Annotated in this window: 21 protein-coding genes and 1 pseudogene; 9 read left to right on the top strand and 13 right to left on the bottom strand. The window is 42.1% G+C overall.

The window, feature by feature from the left end:
- Positions 1–24 precede the first annotated feature (24 nt).
- From AACZ11_RS10795 to AACZ11_RS10775, 5 genes are all read right to left on the bottom strand, one after another.
- Positions 25–1,638 (bottom strand): FG-GAP-like repeat-containing protein, encoded by a 1,614-nt coding sequence (locus AACZ11_RS10795; protein ID WP_290624897.1) that lies wholly within the window; start codon positions 1,636–1,638, stop codon positions 25–27.
- A 70-nt stretch (positions 1,639–1,708) separates the two neighbouring features.
- Positions 1,709–2,473 (bottom strand): ATP-binding cassette domain-containing protein, encoded by a 765-nt coding sequence (locus tag AACZ11_RS10790; protein WP_290624896.1) that lies wholly within the window; start codon positions 2,471–2,473, stop codon positions 1,709–1,711.
- Positions 2,473–3,210 carry an ABC transporter permease gene (locus tag AACZ11_RS10785; RefSeq protein WP_290624895.1) on the bottom strand — a complete coding sequence of 246 codons (738 nt, stop codon included), beginning with the start codon at positions 3,208–3,210 and terminating at the stop codon, positions 2,473–2,475. Before AACZ11_RS10785 ends, AACZ11_RS10790 begins: the two co-directional genes overlap by 1 nt.
- A 152-nt stretch (positions 3,211–3,362) precedes the next feature.
- Complete coding sequence (locus AACZ11_RS10780; RefSeq protein WP_290624894.1) at positions 3,363–4,421, bottom strand: alkaline phosphatase; 1,059 nt, start codon at positions 4,419–4,421, stop codon at positions 3,363–3,365.
- 110 nt (positions 4,422–4,531) lie between these two features.
- On the bottom strand, positions 4,532–5,380 hold the full coding sequence (locus tag AACZ11_RS10775; RefSeq protein ID WP_290624893.1) for a glycosyltransferase family A protein: 849 nt from the start codon (positions 5,378–5,380) through the stop codon (positions 4,532–4,534).
- 36 nt (positions 5,381–5,416) lie between these two features.
- On the opposite strand from AACZ11_RS10775, the gene AACZ11_RS10770 reads away from it, so the two are divergent.
- A complete protein-coding gene (locus AACZ11_RS10770) occupies positions 5,417–6,973 on the top strand; it encodes a T9SS type A sorting domain-containing protein (protein WP_290624892.1) in 1,557 nt (518 codons plus the stop codon).
- A gap of 5 nt (positions 6,974–6,978) precedes the next feature.
- Here AACZ11_RS10770 and AACZ11_RS10765 read toward each other — a convergent pair whose 3' ends face one another.
- From AACZ11_RS10765 to gcvP, 3 genes are all read right to left on the bottom strand, one after another.
- A complete protein-coding gene (locus AACZ11_RS10765) occupies positions 6,979–7,500 on the bottom strand; it encodes a methyltransferase (RefSeq protein ID WP_290624891.1) in 522 nt (173 codons plus the stop codon).
- Between the two features lie 2 nt (positions 7,501–7,502).
- On the bottom strand, positions 7,503–8,561 hold the full coding sequence (locus AACZ11_RS10760; RefSeq protein ID WP_290624890.1) for a ketoacyl-ACP synthase III: 1,059 nt from the start codon (positions 8,559–8,561) through the stop codon (positions 7,503–7,505).
- Positions 8,562–8,716: 155 nt separating this feature from the next.
- On the bottom strand, positions 8,717–11,566 hold the full coding sequence (gene gcvP, locus AACZ11_RS10755; protein WP_339832427.1) for an aminomethyl-transferring glycine dehydrogenase: 2,850 nt from the start codon (positions 11,564–11,566) through the stop codon (positions 8,717–8,719).
- Positions 11,567–11,694: 128 nt separating this feature from the next.
- Here gcvP and AACZ11_RS10750 point away from each other — a divergent pair, with 128 nt between their 5' ends.
- Positions 11,695–12,519, top strand: a complete 825-nt coding sequence (locus tag AACZ11_RS10750; RefSeq protein ID WP_290627881.1) for a hypothetical protein — start codon at positions 11,695–11,697, stop codon at positions 12,517–12,519.
- A gap of 223 nt (positions 12,520–12,742) precedes the next feature.
- Here the strand turns inward: AACZ11_RS10750 and AACZ11_RS10745 are convergent, their stop codons facing one another.
- From AACZ11_RS10745 to purK, 4 genes are read right to left on the bottom strand one after another with little or no spacing between them, the layout of a single operon-like run.
- Complete coding sequence (locus tag AACZ11_RS10745) at positions 12,743–13,294, bottom strand: sigma-70 family RNA polymerase sigma factor (RefSeq protein ID WP_290627882.1); 552 nt, start codon at positions 13,292–13,294, stop codon at positions 12,743–12,745.
- Positions 13,295–13,350: 56 nt separating this feature from the next.
- The gene (locus AACZ11_RS10740; protein ID WP_290627883.1) at positions 13,351–15,372 is read right to left on the bottom strand and encodes a M3 family metallopeptidase; all 2,022 of its coding nucleotides are present in this window, start codon (positions 15,370–15,372) and stop codon (positions 13,351–13,353) included.
- Positions 15,373–15,428: 56 nt separating this feature from the next.
- Positions 15,429–15,914 (bottom strand): 5-(carboxyamino)imidazole ribonucleotide mutase, encoded by a 486-nt coding sequence (gene purE, locus AACZ11_RS10735; protein ID WP_290627884.1) that lies wholly within the window; start codon positions 15,912–15,914, stop codon positions 15,429–15,431.
- Between the two features lie 7 nt (positions 15,915–15,921).
- A complete protein-coding gene (gene purK, locus AACZ11_RS10730) occupies positions 15,922–17,079 on the bottom strand; it encodes a 5-(carboxyamino)imidazole ribonucleotide synthase (protein WP_290627885.1) in 1,158 nt (385 codons plus the stop codon).
- A gap of 160 nt (positions 17,080–17,239) precedes the next feature.
- Here purK and AACZ11_RS10725 point away from each other — a divergent pair.
- The 6 genes and pseudogenes from AACZ11_RS10725 to AACZ11_RS10700 all read left to right on the top strand — a co-directional run.
- Positions 17,240–17,815 (top strand): annotated as a pseudogene (locus AACZ11_RS10725) (adenylate kinase); the annotation flags it as partial.
- A 74-nt stretch (positions 17,816–17,889) separates the two neighbouring features.
- A complete protein-coding gene (obgE, locus tag AACZ11_RS10720; RefSeq protein ID WP_290627886.1) occupies positions 17,890–18,891 on the top strand; it encodes a GTPase ObgE in 1,002 nt (333 codons plus the stop codon).
- A 72-nt stretch (positions 18,892–18,963) separates the two neighbouring features.
- Positions 18,964–19,488, top strand: a complete 525-nt coding sequence (locus tag AACZ11_RS10715) for a DUF4136 domain-containing protein (RefSeq protein WP_290627887.1) — start codon at positions 18,964–18,966, stop codon at positions 19,486–19,488.
- Between the two features lie 35 nt (positions 19,489–19,523).
- Complete coding sequence (locus AACZ11_RS10710) at positions 19,524–20,489, top strand: tetratricopeptide repeat protein (RefSeq protein WP_290627889.1); 966 nt, start codon at positions 19,524–19,526, stop codon at positions 20,487–20,489.
- Positions 20,490–20,621: 132 nt separating this feature from the next.
- A complete protein-coding gene (locus AACZ11_RS10705; RefSeq protein ID WP_290627891.1) occupies positions 20,622–21,974 on the top strand; it encodes a Mur ligase family protein in 1,353 nt (450 codons plus the stop codon).
- Between the two features lie 130 nt (positions 21,975–22,104).
- Positions 22,105–22,710: a hypothetical protein gene (locus tag AACZ11_RS10700; RefSeq protein ID WP_290627893.1), complete on the top strand. Its 606-nt coding sequence runs from the start codon at positions 22,105–22,107 to the stop codon at positions 22,708–22,710.
- A gap of 2 nt (positions 22,711–22,712) precedes the next feature.
- Here the strand turns inward: AACZ11_RS10700 and AACZ11_RS10695 are convergent, their stop codons facing one another.
- Positions 22,713–23,309, bottom strand: a complete 597-nt coding sequence (locus AACZ11_RS10695) for an FMN-binding negative transcriptional regulator (RefSeq protein WP_290627895.1) — start codon at positions 23,307–23,309, stop codon at positions 22,713–22,715.
- A 374-nt stretch (positions 23,310–23,683) separates the two neighbouring features.
- Between AACZ11_RS10695 and AACZ11_RS10690 the strand changes: the two genes are divergently transcribed.
- On the top strand, positions 23,684–23,878 hold a 195-nt coding region (locus AACZ11_RS10690; RefSeq protein ID WP_339832420.1), incomplete at its 3' end, for a hypothetical protein.

Below are 23,878 nucleotides of genomic sequence, written 5' to 3'. Positions count from 1 at the left end.
ATATTTTAAGAGAGAGAAGTGTTTCTATCTTTTAATGAACTTGTAGCTTACCGCTTGTTTTTCAACTTCAAACTGGGCAAAATATACACCCGTTTTAAGCGCAGCGACATTAATATTGTTTCCAGTGCTAATGGTGGTTTGGTTCACCACTTTACCGTTGATATCGACAATACGTACAGGCGTATTTTCCAATCCCTTCAGGGAAAAATTAAGCACATCGCTGGTTGGATTCGGGAAAATACGTATTCCTTCGATCTCAAAATCTGTCACCGCTAACGGATTGCTTCCTTCCACAACGATCAAGGTTTCGTTGATGGCAGGATTGTCGATAGCATCTACATTTCCGGAAGGCCAATGAATTACGATCTGGTCGATGGTCGTGCTGGTTCCTATTCCGAAGTGACCCACTAAAGAGTTCATGTGACTAAACCCTTGTCCCGAACGGATCTCACGAATTTGCATACCCCAATCTCCATAGATCTCGATACGGGCACCGATTCCATTCAAGTTGCTTTCAACACCTTCCAGGCCTACTTTGATCCAGTTATTTGAATTTCCATTGTTAATCCATAGGTCACCATCATTGGCAACATCTAAGAATCCGTCGTTGTTAAAGTCACCAATGGCACCCTCATCGAATGGAAGATCTACCCCCGTAAAGGTTAAATTTCCATTATTCAAATACAGTTCTCTTGATAATTCAGAAAAAATATCAACGAATCCGTCGTTGTTAAAATCTCCCGCTTGGTTCTCCCAAGCACCTAAATCATTTGCGTTGATATTAGTTGTAGCAATAATGTCTGTAAACACTCCGGTACCATCGTTGAGCATAAAACGGTTTTGGAAGTCATGATTTACTATAAAGGCATCGAAGTCGCCATCATTGTCGAAATCCTCAAAGACCGTAGCCCAAGACTGTGCATTATCACGCATATTAATGTCTTGACCATTTTCGGTAAACGTGCCGTCACCATTGTTAGTATACATGGCGTTATCTCTATTTGGATCACCCGGTGCGGCGCCCCCACGACATTTTGTAAGATACATATCTTGATCGCCATCGTTGTCATAATCCACCCAGATAGCGGCGTAGTTTCCGGGTCGGTCCAAGGTTAGAAAAAAGTCTTGATCCAAGGTCATTGTTTGGCCTCCGTCATTTCTATAGGGATGGCTTTCGTCAATATCATGGCACACGAATGCATCGATATCTCCGTCATTATCTATATCGGCAAATGTAGAACGTTGTGAAAAAATAAATTCCGGATGAAGGTCTTCTATATACCCGGTTCCATCAGAATTCGCAAATAGAAAGGAAACTCGCTGTCCATTTCCTAAAACAAGGTCATTATAACCGTTCTTGTCGATGTCGGCTGCAGCAATACTCCAGTTTGGAACGTTGGCAATTGGCATGGTAATGAATGTAGAAATGAAACTACCATCCGGTTGTTGGTAATCAATTCCAATTCCATTATCACTAACTCGAACGTAATCATCGAGATAGTCACCATTCATATCCACTCCTACTTCAGAATAATCGGGGTACGAACCAATAGCGCTATTTTGATTGGTAAAAGAAACCTGCGCCATGAGGGACGCACTGCACAAAAGGAGTGTGCAAAAAAGTAAAGGGTTTTTCATTGTAGATTAATTTTAATGTGGCTAAAAATAAGTTAAAATATTTGATAAACATAAGGTTACAGACTAAAAATTAATTCTCTTTATTCTGAATTTCTCGTATTTTTCGGAATAAGTCTGAAGAATATACAAAATCTGTAACATCTTCATTGTCGGTTTTAAAGATATCTTCATTGGTACCCTGCCAGACCAATTGGCCGTTTTTCAGCAAGACAATGTTTTCACCAATCTCCATGACCGAATTCATATCGTGAGAGACCACCACTGTGGTTATGTTATATTCATGCGTGATTTCTTGTATCAAATTATCAATAACTGTTGCCGTTTTAGGGTCCAGACCTGAATTGGGTTCGTCACAAAAAAGGTATTTGGGTTTATTCACGATCGCCCGGGCGATCGATACCCGTTTTTGCATGCCCCCGGAGATCTCTGCAGGGTATTTGTTATTTACATTTTCGAGGTTAACACGGGCTAAGACCTCATTGACACGATGCAGCATGTCGCTCTTCTTCTGTTTGGTAAACATTCGAATCGGAAACATCACATTCTCTTCTATGGTCATCGAATCGAACAGAGCCCCGCCTTGAAAGAGCATCCCGATCTCTTCCCGGAGCGCTCGCTGCTCCTCGTCATCCATGTGTTGTATTGCCTTATCTTCATAATAAATTAAGCCTTCTTCCGGTTTAAAAAGACCCAGTAAGCACTTAAGCATAACGGTTTTACCGCTACCACTCTGACCAATAATTAGATTGGTCTTTCCCTTATGGAAGACCGTTGAAATACCCTTAAGGATTTCTTCTTCACCAAATCGCTTATGTACATTTTCAACTTTTATCATTAGCTTAGGAGTAATTGGGTCACTATATAATTTGATAGTATGATCAAGACACTGGTCCAAACAAACGAGTTGGTACTTGCTTTTCCTACCTCTAAAGCACCTCCTTTCATATAGTAACCCTGCCAGGAAGGTACTGTTGCAAGGATAAACGCAAACACAAAAGTTTTTACAAAGGCGTAAGTAAGATGAAAAGGATCGAATGAGTCCTGTAATCCGGCCACAAATTCGGGGGAAGAAGTAAATCCGCCGTATACACCCGCGACATAACCGCCCATCATGCCCAAAAACATGGCGATCGCAATGACAAACGGATACAACATGAGGGCAACGATCTTTGGAAATACCAAATAGTTTAAAGAATTGATACCCATGACCTCTAAGGCGTCGATCTGTTCGGTAACACGCATCGAGCCAATACTTGAGGTGATGAATGAGCCTACCTTACCCGCCATGATGATCGAAATAAAAGTAGGTGCAAACTCTAGAACTACCGACTGCCGTGTGGCAAACCCAATAAGCGATTTCGGGATCAAGGGATTATCCAGATTCAAAGCCGTTTGAATGGCAATGACCCCTCCTACAAAAAAGGAAATAAACGCTACTATACCCATAGAGCCTATAATCAGGTCATCTATTTCTTTAAAGATAAGTTCACGCAATACAGATCCCTTCGTAAAACTGCTAAATACCCGTTTGAGCATTAAAAAGTAGGAGCCGATGTCTTTAAGCTGTTTCATTGGCACCTTTGCTTTTGAAATGAATAATAGGTAGTATCATCAAGTGGGTCATGCACAAATGGATTGATTTTGGGAGTGTAAAATAATTAAAAGTTAGTTCTGCTAAAGTAACAAAATTAACCGACTGTTGCGTTAAATCTAAGAAGAGGAAACTACCTATTCTCCAATAAGTCCATGATCTTATGAAAAACACCTGTGTTCTCATAGATACCGCCAAAAAGGTTTGCGCCGGGTCCTTTTGCGAATATGGGTATCAAGGAGGCAGAATGACCGGTAGTTGAAAAGGACGGTTTAATCTTATTATAATCACCGGTATCTGTCGCAAGTGTAAAACCACCCGTCTCATGATCGGCAGTGACGATCAACAAGGTATCCGGGTTCTCGATCATATAAGCTAGCACGACCCCAATGGTCGTATCGAAATCCAACTGTTCGGCGATAAGGTAGTCGGCATCATTTGCATGACCGCCCCAATCGATCTGTGACCCTTCCACCATTAAAAAGAATCCGTTCGTGTTCTCAGAAAGATGGTCTAAAGCAAGTTGAGTTGCTTCGGGTAAAAAATTGCCACGGCCCTCCAGCATCGTAGGGAGTGCATCTTCGGCCAGAAGGATTGCTTGTTTTTTTTCTGAAGGTTGCTTCGGAAGGGATTGGGTACTGAGCTCAAAACCTTGTTGTTCTAATTCCGAAATAAGGTCGCGCCCGTCCGATCTTTCAGAAAAGAATTTAAGTCCGCCGCCGGCAAAAAAATCGACATCGGAGTGCGGAAGGAAGGTTGCTATTTCTTCGTAAGACCTACGGGAAGCAACATGCGCATAAAAACTCGCCGGTGTGGCATGGGTTATGCTGGAAGTTGCGATCAAACCGGTACTCATGTCGCTTTCAGAAACAAGCTCCACAATGGTTTTAACGGCCACGGTATCTTTGGTCATTCCTATGGCACCATTGTACGTTTTGATGCCGCTCGCATACGCAGTACCACTGGCGGCCGAATCGGTAATAAGGTCACTGGACGCAGAAGTCTTCAGCAGTCCGACCACCGGGAATCGTTCAAAATTTGAGGGCTGATCGCCATAGAAGAAACCGGCCGATATTTGACTCAAACCCATGCCGTCTCCAATAAGAAGAACGATATTCTTGGGTGTTGTGGTGTTAACTTCTTGAGAAGTACCCTTAACTGTCTGCGAAAAGGAGGCTATGCTTTTCAGCATTAACAAAAAAATGCAAAGTAGGGATAGAAAATGATTCATGGTATTCTTCTTGAGGACTTCAAAATTACGCAGAAAGAATTGACTGGATGTTAAGAGGATGTTAGATGTTGTTAAAAAAACTTCCTTTTTATATTCTTCCATCGAAGCATTCTTATAAAGGCACCTTCGGCTTCTGAAACTATGTACGGTATCTTTTGTTGTCTTGCTTTTCGGAAGCCTTTTATGGCATTTATATAAAAGGAGAAACGCTTTTTTTTCCAGGCAAGTTTGGCCGAAGCGATGTGAGTAAGGGCCCAACCGTAACGCATTTTGTAAAATGCAATGCCTTGCTTTGCTGCTGCGTCGACACTGTAGTTCGCTCCTGTGGGTTTTAAGTGTTTTACATGAAGGGAGGGGTCGGTTTGTACCGTCCAGCCGTGATATTTCGCCAAGAGTTCGTCTACGGTGTCCCAGCCAATAGAAGCTTTTAGACCGCCAATGGCATGAAAACAAGAGGTGCGATATAACTTAATAGGACCGCGTGTTTTCGTTCTTGAGGATATGTTCTCAAACTTCCAGCCATCATTCGTTTCAATATAGAGATTTCCAGAAGCGATCCCAATGGAACTGTCTGAAGAAAATATTCGCGTCATTTTTTCAAAGTAGTTTCGAGGCAAAACAATATCTCCATCAAATTTGCCAATGAGATCGTATTCTTCATCTAGTGTCGTTAATCCTTCATAAAAAGCCTGAACCACCTTACTTCCCGGAGAATGGTTTTCTGAAGAGGTATTGTAAACACTAGAGATAAAAGGATATAATTTCGAGAAGGTGTCTATTATTTGTTGTGTATTGTCGGTGGAATTGTCATTGACAATCACTATTTTATTTGGAATTATAGTTTGATCCACCAATGACTGAAGCGTTTGAGCAAGATGTGCTTCTTCATTATACACCGGGATGATAACACATAGCTTCATAAGTTAAAAATATGTATATTAGAGCAAAGGTCTATAATGAAACAAGTATTATTTATTGGAATTTTATTTTTATATGGATTCGTCAATTCTCAAATTCATGATGTTGCAGTTTACCATAAAATTGCGGAAGACATGGGAGGATTTAATTCATCTCTTGATCTTGAAGATTGGTTTGGTTATTCAGTCACCGCTATAGGAGATCTTAATGGTGATGGTATTGAAGACATAGCCGTGGGTGCTATAAAAGACGATGATGGCGGATTTAATCGAGGTGCAGTGTATATACTTTTTTTAGATGCACATGCTAACGTTGATAGTTTTCAAAAAATTAGTAATACTAGTGGAGGATTTGATGGTGTACTAGACGATTGGGACATTTTTGGAACCTCAATTGGCTATTTAGGAGATATGAATAATGATGGTTTTGTGGAAATTGGAGTAGGAGCGGAATATGATGGAGATGGGGGTTGGTGGCACGGAGCCGTTTGGATATTGTCATTGAATCCTGATGGGACCGTACATTCATATTCAAAAATAAGTGATCTTGAAGGAGAATTTGATGCTCCTCTGGGTGATGAAGATGTTTTTGGTACCGACATCGAGTTATTAGGAGATTTAAATGGAGACGGATTTAAAGATATTGCAGTTTCAGCAAGACGGGATCCGGATGGAGGATCTGATAGGGGAGCTGTGTATATTTTATTTTTAGATAACGATTTTAAGGTGATTGACTATCAAAAAATTAGTGATACAGAAGGAAATTTTCAAGGAGATTTACAAGGTGGAGATTATTTTGGAGGCGCTGTTGCGAATATTGGCGATCTTAATAATGACGGTATAATCGATCTTGCGGTTGGAGCTTACAGAGACGACGATGGAGGTCTTAACCGAGGAGCTGTATATATATTATTCATGAATAATGATGGCACGGTAGCGGATCATAGGAAAATAAGTGACCTTGAAGGAAGTTTCGAAGCAGAATTCAATGATGACATGTTCTTCGGAAAATCTATAACATTCACAGGAGACTTGAATGAAGATGGTCTTACTGAGATTGTGGTTGGAGCTAGGGGCTATGACAATCAAGAAGGACCTAATTTTGGTGCTTTTTATGTTTTAAACATAACCCAAGAAGGTTCTGTAGATAGTTATGTTCAATACACCGAAGGATTACATAATTTCAATGGAGATATTAATGTTGGAGATTCATTCGCTTTTAGTCTTACAAAGTTGAGAACAGCAGGTGGCAACAATGCTTTTGCGGTCGGTGCTTTCTCAGATGATGAAGGTGGGTTTGAAAAAGGAAGTGTTTGGATACTGCAATTGGGAAAAATTTTATCAATTGAAAGTATCGAAGAAAGGAATGAACTCGTTCGTATTTACCCTAATCCATCCAGAACGTCATTCAGCATTGAAGGAATTGACAACATAGTACGTGTAGAAATTTTCGATAGTTATGGTAAGAAAGTTATAGCTTTTGATCATTTTTTCAAAAATACCTATGATGTCACCTATTTATCTACGGGACAATATCTAGGAAAAATTGAAAAGGCAGACGGAAGTTCATATGCATTTAAATTAATTAAAGAATAACGTTCTTATTTTCTTTCCGCATATACCAAATAATAGCGGGGCGTAAAACGACGTAGAATTGGGCGGATCCCTATCTTCTTCACAGGATTGGTGAATTTTTCCCGTTTCTTTATGGTCCAGCCGGCTTTTTCCAATAACCAATCAAATTGCCAATCTTCAAATTCATGATAATGGCGATCCCGCTCATCGGTTTTGCTTTTATATGCCGATGCGAACCATAAGGTGAGCGGTACCGATGCAACCAATCTCTTAGCTTTTATATCACTAATAACATTAAATGGGGAAACAAGGTGTTCAAAGATCTCAAAGGCTGTAACAACATCATAATCGTCTTTCTGAACTGCTAACGTATTTGTGTCGAGATCCTCCCCTTGAGTGTTGGTCACTAGATACCCTTCTTTTTTCATAATGTTGGAAAAAGGATTTTCTACACCGAGATCCAATATCTTGGAAGAATGTGGAATTACTTCCTGTAAAAAACGCAACGTATGCTTATATCTTTTCTTAGGATATTTTCCTTCGTACATACTTAGACTCTGTAGACTATTGCATTGATGTTCATACCGGCCCCAACACTTGCGAAGATCACAATATCACCTTTTGAAACACGGTGTGTTCCCAATTCTTTTCGACGTACTAAATCATACAGCGTTGGAACGGTTGCCACACTGGAGTTACCCAGTTTATCGATGGTCATGGGCATCACATCGGCCGGGGGAGTTGCTCCATACATTTTATAGAAGCGTTTTACAATGGCGTCGTCCATCTTTTCATTCGCCTGATGAATAAAGATCTTTTTAAGTTCTTTAATATCTATTCCTGCATCGTCCAAACAGTCCTTCATCGCCGAGGGAACGTTGTTCAAGGCAAACTCATAGATCTTCCGGCCGTACATCTTAATATACCGTCGTGCGTCCGTCAATTCTTGATTGTTCGACTCCCCGAAATAAATAAAATGAGCTTCGTCATACGTAAAAGTGGCACTTTTATGAGAAAGGATACCGCTTCCTCCATCTTCATGTACAACAACGGCCGCACCGGCCCCATCACTGTAGATCATAGAATCACGATCGTGCTGGTCAACAACTCTGGATAGTGCTTCGGCTCCAATAATAAGGCATTTTTTTGCGATACCCGATTTAATGTAAGCATTGGCTTGAATCACAGACTCCACCCAACCGGGGCAACCAAAAAGCATGTCGTAGGCCACACAGGCAGAATTCTTGATCTTGAGATTGTGTTTTACCCTGCTGGCAATGCTCGGTACCGTGTCACTTTGTACAGAGTCATGTTTAACATCTCCGTAATTATGCGCCACGATAATGTAATCGAGCTCTTCTTTATCGATACCGGCGTCTTCGATCGCTTTAATTGCGGCAAAGGAAGCAATATCTGAGGTGGTCAGACTATCTTTAATGTACCGCCGTTCAGCGATACCTGTGATCGCCTTAAATTTTTCGATGATAACATGATTCTCATAATCGAAACGCGTACCGTCTTCATTAAAGAAACGATGATTCTCGAAGGCGTCATTTCTGGCGATGCCTTCGGGTATATAACTCCCAGTGCCTTTTATGATAACACCCATGTCTTATTAAATTTTGACTAAATTACTGAAAAGAACTTAGGTTCCCTTGTAAAACTTACTGAAATAAATCCTCTTTCAATGTTGAAAATGTCCATCATTAAAACTAAGACGGCTTGGAAAGGCATAGCTCAAGAATCTCAAATCAATCTATATTTTTAAGCCTCCATATACGCTTCAATGGCATCACAGGTACAAATAAGGTTGCGATCTCCGTACGCATCATCCACACGCCGTACCGTAGGCCAAAACTTATTGTCCAGTATATGATCTAACGGATACGCCGCTTCTTTTCTTGAATACGGAAAGTCCCAGCGATCGCTCGTTACCATGGTAAGGGTGTGCGGCGCATTCTTTAATATATTATTGGGTTCGTCTTTGTCCACGGCATCGATCTCTTTTCGAATGGAGATCATCGCATCACAAAAACGGTCCAGTTCTTCTTTGCTCTCACTTTCTGTGGGTTCGATCATCAAAGTCCCGGCCACAGGGAAAGATACTGTTGGCGCATGAAAACCGTAATCCATTAATCGTTTGGCAATGTCGGTCACCTCAATTCCTTTTTCTTTGAACGGACGACAATCCACGATCATCTCATGTGCCGCTCTTCCTTTTTCACCTGTATAGAGAACATCAAATTGTCCTTTAAGACGCTCTTTGATATAGTTGGCGTTAAGGATGGCGTATTGTGTCGCTTTTTTCAGACCGTTCTCGCCCAACATACAGATGTATGCATACGAGATCAAACATGCAAGTGAGCTGCCCCAGGGAGCCGCAGAGATTGCAGTGATGGCATGCGAACCTCCTGTTTTTATTATCGGGTTTGAAGGTAAAAACGGTACCAATTGTTTCGCAACACAAATAGGTCCCACACCCGGACCACCCCCTCCGTGAGGAATGGCAAAGGTCTTATGTAAGTTCAGATGGCACACATCAGCACCAATAGCCCCCGGATTGGTTAGTGCCACCTGTGCATTCATATTTGCACCGTCCATATATACTTGACCGCCATTTTCATGGATAAGACCGGTGATCTCCCGAATGGCAGATTCGTACACCCCGTGAGTTGAAGGGTACGTAACCATAAGACATGAAAGATTCTCTTTGTGTTCAATGGCTTTGGCACGCAGATCGTCCACATCAATATTCCCGTCTTCAGTGGCTTTCGTCACCACTACTTTCATGCCGGCCATAACGGCACTGGCGGGGTTGGTACCATGCGCCGAAGAAGGGATCAAACAAATATTGCGATGTGCCTCCCCGCGAGATTCGTGATACGCACGAATGACCATGAGTCCGGCATATTCGCCTTGAGCCCCTGAGTTGGGTTGTAACGAGGTGCCGGCAAACCCTGTGATCTCGGTAAGTTGGTTCTCTAACTTCTTCAACATTTGCTGGTATCCTTCCGCTTGTTCCACCGGAACAAAAGGATGCATGTTTCCCCACTGAGGGTCACTTAGCGGAAGCATTTCGGCGGCAGCATTAAGCTTCATGGTACAAGAGCCAAGAGAGATCATGCTATGGTTCAGTGATAGATCCTTTCGCTCTAGTTTTTTTATGTAGCGCATCAATTCGGTTTCACTGTGATACGTGTTGAAGACCTCATTCTGAAGAAAGAGGGTTTTTCGGTTTACTTCCTTCGGAATCTTATTCCCTGTCAACAACTCGGTTACTTTAAGGGTCTCTTTGTTGAACGCTTCAGCAAATACCTGAATAATTCTATTTAGATCCTTAAGGGTCGTGGTCTCATTCACAGATATCGAGACAGTTTCGTTATCCGGATAATAGAAGTTCACTTCTTTCCCTTCTGAAAGATATTCGATCTTAGTGGCATCTGTTTTAATAGCGATGGTGTCGAAATAGGTGTCGTTGGCCTGATAGAAGCCTAAACGCTCCAATGCATCGGCAAGCGTTGCAGCAGTATTGTGAACTTTACTTGCAATGTGTTCCAATCCCTTTGGTCCGTGATAAACAGCATACATTCCGGCCATAACTGCCAATAATACTTGAGCAGTACAAATATTGGACGTAGCCTTATCGCGTTTTATATGTTGTTCTCTTGTTTGAAGGGCCATACGTAACGCACGGTTGCCGTCTGTATCTTTGGTCACACCAATAATACGACCCGGAATACTGCGCTTGTATTCTTCTTTTGTAGCAAAATAAGCGGCATGAGGCCCTCCATAGCCCAATGGAATACCAAAGCGTTGTGTGGTTCCTACTACTACATCGGCTCCAAAATGCCCCGGAGATTCCAGTTTCACTAAACTCAAGATATCTGCGGCAACAGCAACCTTAATCTGCGCTTCTTTAGCTTTTGCTATAAAGTCTTTAAAATTATGTACACGGCCGGTTCTGCCCGGATATTGCAGGATGACACCGAAAAATTCTGAAGAAAAATCGAAGTCTTCATGATTGCCCACAACAAGTTCTACACCTATAGGCGTTGCGCGTGTTTTCAACAGATCCAGGGTTTGCGGAAGAATCTCTTCTGAAACAAAGAACTTTGAGGCATTATTCTTCTTTTGCTCGCGTTCACGTACCGCAAACAACAAGGTCATTGCTTCGGCTGCAGCAGTAGCTTCGTCCAAAAGGGATGCATTGGCGAGTTCCATTCCTGTAAGGTCTGTGACCATGGTTTGAAAGTTTAGTAAAGCTTCCAATCGTCCCTGAGCGATCTCTGCCTGATAGGGCGTGTACGCCGTATACCAACCCGGATTTTCAAGTATGTTCCTTTGAATGACGGGGGGGGTAATGGATTGATGATACCCTAATCCAATGTAGGTTTTGAATACTTTATTCTTTGCCGCCAATTCGGTAATGTGCTCCAAATACTCATTTTCACTCATGGCAGTATCAAGCGTAAGCTCTTTTTGAAGCAATATCTCATTAGGAATGGTTTCCAAAATAAGTTGCTCGAGGCTTTCTGCACCAACGGTTTTTAGCATTTCAGGGAGGTCACTTCTTCTAGGACCAATATGTCTAAGGGCAAAAGAATCTGTATTCATTTGTTGCTATTAAATTTAAGGTGCAAAATTACATATTTTAACGGATAAAAAAGGCTATTTTAACGTTGCGCACACATAACTTTTCAACCGTAAGGACAGGTTGCTAACACTTTGTCTATTTTTGTAGTATGAAGGGTCTTCAGCGTGTTCTCGATTTCTATGTCCAAAGCAGTATTCACGTGGCTTTGGCCGTGCTCTCACTTGTATTGATCACACAGTTTGAGTTCAACCTAAATCTGCAATCTTCATTGTTGGGCTATGTTTTTTTTGGAACGATAACCGCTTATAATTTTGTAAAGTATGCCGCTATCGCCGGATTACATCATCGTCGGCTCACAGATTCATTAAAATCCATACAGATCTTCTCGCTGGGATGCTTCGTATTTTTACTGTATTTCGCATTTCAGCAGTCGTTTCAAGTGCTGGCAGTTTCTACTGTATTTGGTATCCTTACGCTCTTCTATGCCATTCCGTTGGTCAAGAAGAGAAATTTGCGGAATTTTAGCGGACTTAAAATTTTTATCGTTGCCATTGTTTGGGCAGGTGTTACCATGGTCGTACCCGTGATTGCTTCCGAAGAAACGTTCAATCAAAATATAGGGATTAGTACACTACAACGTATCATCATTGTTATAGCACTTACGATTCCCTTTGAAATACGAGATCTTCCGTTTGATAAAAAAACGCTGGGAACCCTGCCGCAGCGATTGGGGGTGTTTGCAACAAAGACCTTGGGCAGTGTGCTTTTGGGAATCTCCTTTTTAATTGAATATTTTAAAGAAGAGATGTTCTTGCCTTATGCCATTTCCCTTATGGTTATTTGTATACTCATAGCTGTTTCCATCCTTTTTTCTGAAAAAAAACAATCCCCCTATTATGCTTCATTTTGGGTAGAAAGTATTCCTATCCTGTGGTATCTGCTACTATTACTAATCGCCCTAATCTTTTCTTAGGCGTTGTCGAATAGCTTCTTTTTCGGAAGCACTGAGCGTCTTAAGATTGGCCCGCTGAAAAAGTTGGGTGAGTTTTGTGTTTCTTATGGAATGTTCTCTGCAAATGCGACAATAGATATGGTGTACCTTCATTGAAATCCGTTCCCAAAATCCTGCTTCTTTATATTGAGCTTTATCGCATATATGCGCAGCTTCGTTACATTTCATGTTTATTTTCATACTACTAAAACCAGTTTTTTTGCAGGCAATCGGCCATGGCAGTTCGTGCTCTGTGAATAATCACCCAAAGGTTAGACGGTGTGATCTCAAATTCATTACAAATTGCCTCTGTGTCGAAGCCGTCCATAGTCTTCCTCTTGAAGATGGTCGCTTGCCTGTCGTTGAGTCCTTCCAAACAATTTAAGATGGCAAGCCCGAGCTCTTCGTTCTCCATTCTGTCTTCGGCAGTCTTATAAGAAGGATCCTGTACGCGTTCTTCAAGCCAATCGCCCTCCGCATCCTCGTCGGTATAGGTCATGCGTACCTCTGCTTTGCCTTTTCGGCTATTGGACTTACGGTAGTGATCTATAATTTTTCGCTTTAAGATGGAGATGAGCCACGTGCGTTCGCTGGCCTCCCCTTTAAAGTTCTTTTTAGATTTTAGACCGGCGAGAAACGTTTCAGAAATAAGATCTTGAGCCATTTCATGATCATTCACACGAACTATAGTGTAATTATAGAGATAATCCGAATAACGGTCAACCCATAGGTTTGGATCTAATTCGACTGAAGACATATCGTAGGCAACTGTTTTCCCAAAAATAGAAAAGTTTCAGTAAGTAATTGAAACTATTAACGTTCTATTAATCCGGCACGCTTTAATAGGGCTTCAGGATCGGGTTTTTGTCCTCTGAATTTAACATATAAATCCATGGGGTCTTGCGTGCCTCCTTGGGAAAGGATGAATTTTTTAAATTTATTTGCAATCGTTTTGCTGAAAATTCCTTCTTGCTGAAAATAAGCGAAGGCATCGGCATCCAATACTTCGGCCCACTTATAACTATAATATCCGGCAGCATACCCACCCTGAAAAATATGAGAAAAGGAGGTGCTCATACAATTCTCGGGAACGTCGGGATATAATTTTGTAAGGGCGAAAGCACCTTTTTCAAATGCTTTCACATCTTTAATGTGAGAAGGATCACTGCCATGCCAAGCCATATCCAGCATGCCAAAGCTCAATTGACGAAGCGTCTGCATTCCTTCGTGAAACGTAGCCGATTCTTTTATCTTTTCCACGTATTTCATTGGGATCACTTCTCCGGTTTCGTAATGGGTAGCGAACAGCTCCAGCGTTTCTTTTTCGTAGCACCAGTTCTCTAGAATCTGACTAGGTAATTCTACAAAATCCCAGTATACACTCGTACCGGACAATCCCCTATATTTAGTGTTTGCCAGCATGCCATGAAGCGCGTGGCCAAACTCATGAAAGAGGGTTGTTACCTCGTTGAACGTTAGAATGGAAGGCTTGGTGGAAGTAGGTTTTGTGAAATTACAAACGATCGAAACATGGGGTCGCTCGTTTACCCCATCACGTATTTCTTGCGATTTGTAAGAAGTCATCCAGGCGCCTCCTCGTTTTCCCGGTCTGGGATGGAAATCGGCGTAGAAGATAGCAACCAACTCATTGTCTGCGTCTGTAACGCGATAGGTCTTCACGTCCGGATGGTACGTGTCGATATCAGCTACAGGATTAAATTGTAGATCGTATAAACGTTCTGCCACAGTAAACACGCCGGTAATAACATTCTTTAATTCAAAATAGGGCTTTAACTTTTCATCGTCGAGATCGAAGCGTTCTTGTTTCAGTTTTTCGGCATAATAGGCGCCATCCCATTTTTGTAATTTTTCAATTCCGTCTCGTTTTTTTGCAAATGCTTCCAATTCATGAAACTCTTTTAAAGCGGCCGGTTTCGCTTTTTCTAACAGTTCTATAAGGAAAGAGTGTACCTTTTTGGGTGTCTCTGCCATACGTTCTTCCAAAACAAAATGGGCATGTGACCTGTATCCCAGAAGTTGTGCACGTCGATGACGTAAATTTACAATACGCAACACGTTCTCTTGGTTGTCCAAGGCATCGTGATGAAAACCTTTGGCGCCAAAGGCAATAGCCAGTTCTTTTCGAAGTTCTCGCTTATCAGCATACATCATGAACGGAATATAACTGGGGTAATCCAATGTAAAGATCCAGCCGTCAACACCTTTTTCGGAAGCCTCTTGCGCTGCTGCCTCCTTAGCTCCTTCCGGCAGTCCGGCAAGGTCCTCTTCATTCGTGATTACCAGTTGAAATTTATTGGTCTCGGCCAAGACGTTCTCTCCAAAGGTAAGTTTCAGCTTCGAAAGATCGGCATCAATCTTTCGAAGTGTTTCTTTATCTTTTTCTGAAAGGTTGGCGCCATTTCGGGAAAAACTTTTGTACTGTTTATCCAAAAGCATGTGTTGTTCTGTATTCAGCCCTAGCGAATCTTTCACTTCATATACGGCCTTCACCCTCTCAAATAAAGGTTTATTCAGTAAGAGATCGTTATTAAAGTTAGAAAGAAGGGGTGACACTTCTTGCGCGATCTTTTGAATGTGGTCGTTGGTTTCTGCGCTATTCAGATTAAAAAAAATACTGGTTACCCTGTCCAACTGTAACCCTGTATTCTCAAGTGCTTCCACCGTATTCTTGAAAGTAGGCGGAAGCGTACTTGTTGCGATAGCGTCAATCTCAGATTTGGTTTTGTTGATCAGCTCTTGAATGGCAGGAAGGAAATGTTCATTCTTGATCTTTGAAAAAGGCGCTGTATCGAAAGGGTGTAGCAGGGGATTCATGTAAAATGGGATGCGTTAAATTAATTTTTAAAAAATAGGCTTTCTAATAAGGAACTTTAAGGGTTTATCTTTTTTGCACCTTCCTCTACTTTTATCTTTAAACCTTCTTTGTAGGCAAGGACCTTGTCGAGCATACAGCTATCACCTGCTGCTAGGATCTGTGCAGCAAGTATACCGGCATTCTTTGCGCCGTTTAGGGCAACTGTCGCAACCGGAACCCCTCCCGGCATTTGAAGGATGGACAAAATAGAGTCCCAGCCATCTATGGAATTGCTCGATTTAACCGGAACACCAATAACAGGTAATGGTGAAAGGGATGCGATCATCCCCGGAAGATGGGCTGCGCCCCCTGCGCCTGCAATAATCACGGCGATATCACGAGTATGGGCATTTTTACCATAATCGAAGAGTTTGTCTGGAGTGCGGTGTGCCGAAACGATGTCGACCTCCACTTCCACATCGAATCCTTTAAGAATATCGATCGCTTCTTGCATGACCGGCAAGTCACTGGTACTTCCCATGATAATAGCTACTTTTTTCATAACTCTATTATTTACTAATTACCTGTATGGTTTTCTTAACTTCCTCTGCGATCTGTCTCGCTTTATTAAGGTCTTCATCAACGATGGTGACATGACCCATCTTTCGAAACGGACGCGTTTCTTTTTTACCATAGATATGCGGTGTTACCCCTTCCATAGCCAAAATGGAATCAATATGTTGGTAGTGTACCTCACCGGTATGGCCTTCTGCGCCTACCAGATTCACCATCACGCCTCCAACCTTACTGTCCGTTCTCCCCAACGGAAGGTCCAAAATAGCGCGAAGATGCTGTTCAAACTGATTGGTATAACCGGATTCTATAGTATGATGTCCGCTGTTGTGAGGTCGAGGCGCGACCTCATTGACCAAGATATCGTCATCTTCAGTTTGGAACAATTCTACGGCTAACAATCCCACATGTTTGAAAGCTTCGGAAACACGGGTAGCGACCTCTCTTGCTTTGGCTGCTACAGCGGCATCGATACGGGCCGGACAGATCACATACTCTACCTGATTCGCTTCCGGATGGAATTCCATTTCGACTACAGGATAGGTAGTTACCGCACCGGAAACATTGCGAGCCACGATCACGGCAAGTTCGTTCTTGAACGGCACTAATTTTTCAGCGATACACGCTGTATCGGGCAAGGGAATAATAGCTTCAGCGTTCCTAATGATACTTACGCCTTTTCCGTCATAGCCACCTGTGCAGCTTTTCCAAACGAATGGAAAATGTAGTTCCTTGCGAACGATGGCTTCGTTGAGACGATTCTTGCTGTCATAGACCACAAAAGGGGCAGTGGGGATGTTGTGACTTTTGTAAAATTGCTTCTGAATCCCTTTGTCCTGAATATTTTTGAGCGTTTCAGAAGAGGGAAATACTTTTTTTCCTTCTTTTTCCAACGCAGCTAAGGCATCAACATTCACATTTTCGATCTCAAAAGTGAGTACATCGGTCTTTTTTCCGAAGCGGTACACGGTATCATAGTCCATGAGATCGCCCTGTTCAAAATGATCGCAGGCTATACGGCAAGGGGCTTGCGCACTGGGATCAAGGACATGGGTTTTAATATCGAACTTGCGTGTTTCATAGAGCATCATTTTGCCCAATTGGCCGCCGCCAAGAATTCCTAAAGTGAAGTCTGAAGAAAAAAGGTCTGTCATAAAGGTTTCTTTGCACAAAGGTACAATCTTCTTTGCAATTGTTATCTTTGCACTTTTAATTATGTGGCGATTTTTATCATCATTATTCAATAGGAAACCGAACCCTTCGGAAGAAATGCAAAAAATAAACTTTTCAGAAGGAAACGAAAGATCAAAATCAAATATGAAGAATATAGTATTGTTTGGCCCACCGGGTGCCGGAAAAGGAACACAAGCCGAAATTTTAAAGGAGAAATACCAACTCGTACATATTTCTACGGGCGATGTGTTTCGATACAATATTAAGAATGCCACCGAGCTGGGTACGTTGGCCAAATCTTATATGGACAAGGGGCATTTGGTGCCGGATACGGTCACCATCGATATGTTAAAGGCGGAAGTAGAAAAGAATCCACAAGCCAATGGTTTTATCTTTGACGGATTCCCGCGAACTGCGGCGCAGGCTGAAGCATTATCAAATTTGATGGATGCAATGGACTCACAGATCAACGCCATGGTAGCTCTGGAGGTTGACGACGAGATCTTGGTGGGACGCCTGCTAGAAAGAGGAAAGGTAAGCGGAAGGGCAGACGATGCCAATGAGGCCGTGATTCGCGAACGCATTGCAGAATACTATCGCAAGACCGATATTTTGAAAGAGTACTATCAAAACCAAAACAAATACCACGGTGTGGACGGTGTGGGTAGTATTGAAGATATTACCAAGCGTTTAAGCGCGGTAATTGACAAGCTATAAACCGAAAAAGTGTAAGAAGTAAAAGTTGAAAACTTAGAACTTTATATTCATACCATTTTTATTGTACCAAAAATATGACCGAAGGCAATTTTGTAGACTACGTAAAGATCCACGTTTCTTCCGGAAAAGGAGGAAAGGGCAGTGCGCACATGCGTAGAGAGAAATATCTGCCCAAGGGAGGCCCCGATGGTGGAGACGGTGGACGAGGAGGTCATGTGATCATTCGCGCCGATAAGAATCTGTGGACCCTATACCATTTAAAGTTCAAGCGTCACTTTAGAGCGGGGCATGGCGAATCCGGAGGCAAGCAAACGAGTACCGGAGCCGATGGGGAAGATGTATATGTGGATGTGCCCTTAGGGACCGTGATTCGCGATACCGCCACGCAGGATATACTTTTTGAACTTACCGAAGACGGCGAGGAGCGCATTATTGCCAAAGGCGGTAAAGGAGGTCTGGGTAATGACCATTTTAAAAGTGCGACACGCCAAACGCCGCGCTATGCACAACCGGGGCTGGAAGGCGAAGAAGTAGATATCACCTTAGAAATGAAAGTTTTGGCCGATGTCGGACTCGTAGGATTTCCAAATGCAGGAAAATCTACCTTGCTGTCGGTCGTCACGGCAGCAAAACCTAAGATCGCCAACTACGAATTCACCACACTCAAACCAAACCTAGGTATTGTAAAATATCGTGACTTTCAAACATTTGTCATGGCCGATATTCCCGGTATTATTGAAGGCGCTGCCGAAGGAAAAGGTTTGGGACATTACTTCCTGCGCCACATTGAACGCAACTCTACCTTGCTTTTTCTAATTCCGGCAGATGCGAAAGACATCAAAGAACAGTACGAGATCCTCTTGGATGAGTTGCGGCGCTACAATCCCGAATTACTCGACAAGCAACGTTTGGTAGCTATTTCAAAAAGCGATACGTTGGATGAAGAACTGAAGGCCGAGATGAAAACCGAACTGGATGTAGCCTTTAAAGGTATTCCGTATCTTTTTATCTCTTCGGTAGCACAGCAGGGCTTAACAGAACTCAAGGACAAGTTGTGGGCCATGCTTAACGCCTAAAGCAGCAGAATTTTAACCCTTTGTTAAAAACTCTTGGCTTGTTTTTTGCGTACTTTTATCGAAAGATTCGCCATGAGAAACCTATTTCTTTGTTTTCTTGTTCCATTACTACTGTCCTGTGGTGCCACAGTGGCGATAGATTATGATAAGAAAGCAGATTTTACTTCCTATACAACCTACGATTTTTATCCAACGATAGATTCAGGACTAAACGAGCTGGACGATAGGCGGATTATGAAAGCTATCGATAGCGTGCTATTACAGCGTCCAACCTTTCAGAAGACAGAAGATCCACAGCTGCTGATCAATTTTTTTGCCAAGGAGTATCTTTCCAACTCCCGAAATTCGATTGGGATTGGCGTAGGCGGTGGTGGCGGAAATGTAGGCGTGGGAGTAAGCGGTGGCATTCCTATTGGCGGCAAAGAGGTAAATCAAACACTCACTATTGATTTTATTGACGCCGCAACAGACCAACTCGTGTGGCAGGCGGTTGTGGATGGTTCCTACAAAGAAAGGGCGACACCTGTACAAAAAGAAGCCTATTATTACACGGTGATCGCTAAAGCACTTAAAAAATTTCCTCCTAAAGAGAAGTAATTCCCATATATAATTAATTCCTTACCAAACAATCCATGAAAAATTTCATATCGTTATTGTTACTTTGTTGTCTTCTTACACCGGCAGTACATGCCCAAGATACCTACGCACAGGCCGAAAACTATTTTAAGCAGGAAAAGTTTAGCAAGGCACAGCCTGTTTTCGAGCGATATCTTAAAGAACATCCAAACCATCGTAAAACACAAGAATATCTCGGGGATATCGCAGGGTACAAAAAAGATTGGGATACGGCCATGGAGTACTATAAAGTCTTGGTGGATGCAGACAACAAGAGTGCAAATTACCATTTTAAGTACGGTGGGGCTATGGGGATGAAGGCTTTGGAGATAAGCAGGATTCGGGCAGTGACCTATATTGGTGATATCAAATACCACTTCGAGGAAGCGGCAAAGTTGGACCCCAACCATATTGAAGTACGCTGGGCGCTGGTGGAATTCTACATTCAGTTACCCGGCATTATTGGAGGAAGTGAACGAAAGGCCATCAAATACGCAAATGAGCTTGGCCGCATTTCGCCCGTGGATGGTTTCTTAGCCAATGGCTATATAGCCGAATACAGCGATCGTCCTAAAGACGCAGAGCGTTTTTATAAAAAGGCCATTGAAGTGGGTGGGTCTGAACATACCTATGAGAAGCTCGCTAACTACTACGAAAAGAACAACCAGCCAAAGGAGGCCTTAGAAACCACCTCCCGCTCCTTAAAGGTCCACAAGCGGAATCAGTTGAATTACCAAATAGGTAAGATTGCGGCACAGTATAATCTCGATGCAGAGCTTGGCATTAATAGCTTGCAGGCCTATATCAAGAACCATTCTGCCAAGGACGGTGTCCCTAAAGATTGGGCCTATTACCGATTGGCGCAGATTTACAAGAATTTGGGAAAAAAAGCAACAGCCTTGCAATGGATCGACAAAGCGTTGGCAGAGCGACCCAATTTTGAAGAAGCCAAGAAGGAGAAAGAGCGTATTTTAGCGCTGTAATTTTTTGGGCAATCCCTTACTTTTTACTAAAAGTAAGGGCGCGCTTTTGGCTGTAGTTTTGCGTTGCAAAAGCTACTTGCCGCAATCGCTATTGCGACTTATAATATTTATCTTTGCATAAAAACAGAGCGAATGCGCGTACATTTTATAGCCATAGGCGGGAGCGCCATGCATAATTTAGCAATGGCCTTGCACGATAAAGGAGACATAGTAACGGGAAGCGATGATGAGATCTTCGAACCCTCCAAGAGTCGCTTAGCAAAACGAGGGCTTCTTCCTCAAGACTATGGATGGTTTCCGGAAAAAATCACAAAGGAACTTGACGCCGTTATCCTTGGAATGCATGCCAAAAGCGATAATCCCGAGTTGCTTCGCGCCAAAGAATTGGGCATAAAGATCTACAGTTATCCTGAGTTTCTCTATGCGCAGTCAAAGAACAAAACGCGTGTTGTTATAGGCGGTTCTCATGGTAAAACAACCATTACTTCTATGATCCTTCACGTCCTTCAATATCATAATAAAGATGTTGATTATATGGTAGGCGCTCAGTTGGAAGGCTTTGACGTTATGGTAAAACTTACCGATGCTAATGACTTTATTGTTTTGGAAGGAGATGAGTATCTATCCTCTCCTATCGACCGGCGCCCAAAGTTTCATTTGTACAAACCCAACATCGCCTTACTCAGTGGGATTGCGTGGGACCATATCAATGTCTTTCCAACCTTTGAGAACTATGTGGAACAGTTCGATGTCTTCTTAGAACAGATTACAGCCGGTGGCGCAATTATTTACAACGAAGAAGATCCTGAAGTAAAAAAGGTAGTGGAACGCACCGCCAGTCTTATAAAAAAGTATCCCTATCGCACGCCTGAGTATACCATTGAAAACGGACAAACGCTCTTAGAAACTCCCGAAGGACCAATGCCTATAGAGATCTTTGGAAAGCATAATTTAAACAATTTAGAAGGTGCTCGATGGATCTGTCAGCTTATGGGGGTGGATGCCAACGATTTTTATGAAGCGATCGCCACCTTTAGTGGAGCCAGTAAGCGTCTTGAAAAGATAACCGAAAGTGGGACGGCAGTAGCGTATAAGGACTTTGCGCATTCTCCCAGTAAGGTCAAGGCAACTACGCAGGCCGTAAAAGATCAATACCCCGATCGAAAACTTATTGCGTGTTTGGAGTTACATACCTACAGTAGTTTGAACCCGGAATTTTTAAAGGAATATCAAGGCGCTTTGGATGCGGCAGATAGTGCCGTGGTCTTTTATTCTCCGCATGCCGTGATGATCAAGAAGCTGGAGGAGATCAAAGGGGAACAGATCGATGAGGCTTTTGGGAGGGAGGATCTTATTGTGTTTACAAACCCGGCCGACTTCAAGACCTATTTATATTCACAGAATTTTGAAAATACCGCGCTTCTCCTTATGAGTAGTGGTAATTACGGAGGGTTGGATTTTAATGAAGTAAAGACATATTTATAAAATATATAATAAATTGTTGCTTGCTTCCGTTAAGAAAGTACTAACCATACCGCCTATATAAAGCTCTACTTAACCATTAATTTTAATACATATGTTGAGAATTTCGTGTTTTTTAGTAGTGCTACTGTGTATGTTTACATCTTGTAAGGATGATGATGCTACAGACGACCAATCGGGTTCGGAAAATTTCTACGCTTTAAAGATTGGGAATACTTGGACCTATAATTATTTTTACAGGATTGGTGACTCCGATGATTTTGAAAATCTAAATGTCACCGAAAAAGTAGAGATTACCGGAACAACAACTGAAAATACAGAAACATATTTTGTTTTTACGACCACAACAACCGGAGATACTACCCACTGTCCCTTATGTCCTGACGAAGGTGTTACCAATCGAAAATTGAGAGACTCTCTTGGGTTTCTCGTGGATGAAATAGGTGCAATCTATTTTTCTAGAGAAAGTGTAAGCGATTATTTAATAAGTGAAAATGAATGGGGAAATGTCTACGGTGTATTACAACCTGAGAACTTTTCGATAGAAGTCCCGGCAGGTCAATTTTCTTGTTTGAATAATGAGGTGTATGCCATATTAGATGATGGAACTTCTTCTCAAGGACGCGATGAGATTTACTATTCAGATGGTATCGGTTATATCTTTAGAAAATCGTCAACTGTTAACAACCCGCAACATATGTGGGAAAAGCGATTAATGAGTTATGAACTCGTAGAATAGCTTCAGCTATAGATACTATTAATAAATCCGGCTTTACTTTCGCCGGATTTTTTTATGAGTGCATGCTTGGCATTCAACTGATCGGCCTCTATCTTATCTTGAGACAGTTTAAATTTACCCTCCCAATGAGTAATGGTCATTGCGAAGGCTTGAATGTAATTTACGGCACGATCCATTCGTTCATTATCTCGATGTAAAACAAAACGTTGTTCTTCCCCTTCTAAAAATGTAGTCATTGCGATCATGGTCTCCTTAGCGGCTTCAGGATCGTTGATCAAACGCACCGTGCCGGTGACATGGACGATGATATAATTCCAAGTGGGTAATTGTTCTGTTGTATAGACACTCGGCGATATATAAGCATCAGGACCACGAAAGACAACCGTAACCTCGGCACCTTCCTTAAGTGTTTCAATCTGCGGATTGTTTTTGTCGATATGTGCGATCAATGCACCGGTGGTCTCATTGTAGATAATAGGAATATGAGTTAGCAGAGGTTTGCCATCTAAGACAGATACGAGCATACCTAAGGGATACTCCCGAATAAGGGCGATCATTTTTTGTATGTCTTGGGATTGGTGATAGGGCGGTGGATACATGATGCTAAAAGATTTTCAAACTAAAGTTAAAAATACAATTACCCTTTTGCTTTTTTCACTTTTTTGTATAATAATTAGACGGTATTGATATTTATGAGATTTGATACTTCGATACAACTTCAACGAACTACGTTTTGCTCTTGATTACAAATCAAACTCCAAACTGTCGTAAATGGTGGTCCAAATCTTTCAATAGAATCTTGACGCCAAACTCCTAAAATTTGTTCCGAAAGCTACAAATTTTAGGGAGTTTGCCACCCCGCACGTGGGTCATCGAAGTTTTCAGAAGGATTACAAAATAATACCATCTATATTTTTTCAGCGTTACGATCCTTATTCATTACACCAAAAGATCAAACTCCAAACTGTCGTAAATGATGGTCTTGATGTTTCAGAAAGGCTTTTACGCCAAACTCCTAAAATTCGTGCCGCAAGCTACAAATTTTAGGGAGTTTGCCACCCCGCACGTGGGTCATCGAGATTTTCAGAAGGAATACAAACAATACCATCTCTATTTTTCAGCGTTACGATCCTTATTCATTACACCAAAAGATCAAACTCCAAACTGT

The sequence above is a fragment of the uncultured Altibacter sp. genome (assembly GCF_963972995.1).
GTDB lineage: Bacteria > Bacteroidota > Bacteroidia > Flavobacteriales > Flavobacteriaceae > Altibacter.
The sequence above is the reverse complement of the archived record's forward strand: the minus strand, read 5'-3'. Positions and strand labels throughout refer to the sequence as shown.

What these genes read in the sequence shown, in the direction of transcription:
- AACZ11_RS10770 (WP_290624892.1), top strand. Translation starts at nt 5,417, where the DNA reads ATGAAACAAGTATTATTTATTGGAATTTTATTTTTATATGGATTCGTC.
- AACZ11_RS10700 (WP_290627893.1), top strand. Translation starts at nt 22,105, where the DNA reads ATGTTTACATCTTGTAAGGATGATGATGCTACAGACGACCAATCGGGT.
- AACZ11_RS10750 (WP_290627881.1), top strand. Translation starts at nt 11,695, where the DNA reads ATGAAGGGTCTTCAGCGTGTTCTCGATTTCTATGTCCAAAGCAGTATT.
- AACZ11_RS10795 (WP_290624897.1), bottom strand. Translation starts at nt 1,638, where the DNA reads ATGAAAAACCCTTTACTTTTTTGCACACTCCTTTTGTGCAGTGCGTCC.
- obgE (WP_290627886.1), top strand. Translation starts at nt 17,890, where the DNA reads ATGACCGAAGGCAATTTTGTAGACTACGTAAAGATCCACGTTTCTTCC.
- AACZ11_RS10760 (WP_290624890.1), bottom strand. Translation starts at nt 8,561, where the DNA reads ATGGGTGTTATCATAAAAGGCACTGGGAGTTATATACCCGAAGGCATC.
- AACZ11_RS10705 (WP_290627891.1), top strand. Translation starts at nt 20,622, where the DNA reads ATGCGCGTACATTTTATAGCCATAGGCGGGAGCGCCATGCATAATTTA.
- AACZ11_RS10745 (WP_290627882.1), bottom strand. Translation starts at nt 13,294, where the DNA reads ATGTCTTCAGTCGAATTAGATCCAAACCTATGGGTTGACCGTTATTCG.
- gcvP (WP_339832427.1), bottom strand. Translation starts at nt 11,566, where the DNA reads ATGAATACAGATTCTTTTGCCCTTAGACATATTGGTCCTAGAAGAAGT.
- AACZ11_RS10785 (WP_290624895.1), bottom strand. Translation starts at nt 3,210, where the DNA reads ATGAAACAGCTTAAAGACATCGGCTCCTACTTTTTAATGCTCAAACGG.
- AACZ11_RS10715 (WP_290627887.1), top strand. Translation starts at nt 18,964, where the DNA reads ATGAGAAACCTATTTCTTTGTTTTCTTGTTCCATTACTACTGTCCTGT.
- AACZ11_RS10790 (WP_290624896.1), bottom strand. Translation starts at nt 2,473, where the DNA reads ATGATAAAAGTTGAAAATGTACATAAGCGATTTGGTGAAGAAGAAATC.
- AACZ11_RS10740 (WP_290627883.1), bottom strand. Translation starts at nt 15,372, where the DNA reads ATGAATCCCCTGCTACACCCTTTCGATACAGCGCCTTTTTCAAAGATC.
- AACZ11_RS10775 (WP_290624893.1), bottom strand. Translation starts at nt 5,380, where the DNA reads ATGAAGCTATGTGTTATCATCCCGGTGTATAATGAAGAAGCACATCTT.
- AACZ11_RS10780 (WP_290624894.1), bottom strand. Translation starts at nt 4,421, where the DNA reads ATGCTGAAAAGCATAGCCTCCTTTTCGCAGACAGTTAAGGGTACTTCT.
- AACZ11_RS10710 (WP_290627889.1), top strand. Translation starts at nt 19,524, where the DNA reads ATGAAAAATTTCATATCGTTATTGTTACTTTGTTGTCTTCTTACACCG.
- AACZ11_RS10695 (WP_290627895.1), bottom strand. Translation starts at nt 23,309, where the DNA reads ATGTATCCACCGCCCTATCACCAATCCCAAGACATACAAAAAATGATC.
- purK (WP_290627885.1), bottom strand. Translation starts at nt 17,079, where the DNA reads ATGACAGACCTTTTTTCTTCAGACTTCACTTTAGGAATTCTTGGCGGC.
- AACZ11_RS10765 (WP_290624891.1), bottom strand. Translation starts at nt 7,500, where the DNA reads ATGTACGAAGGAAAATATCCTAAGAAAAGATATAAGCATACGTTGCGT.
- purE (WP_290627884.1), bottom strand. Translation starts at nt 15,914, where the DNA reads ATGAAAAAAGTAGCTATTATCATGGGAAGTACCAGTGACTTGCCGGTC.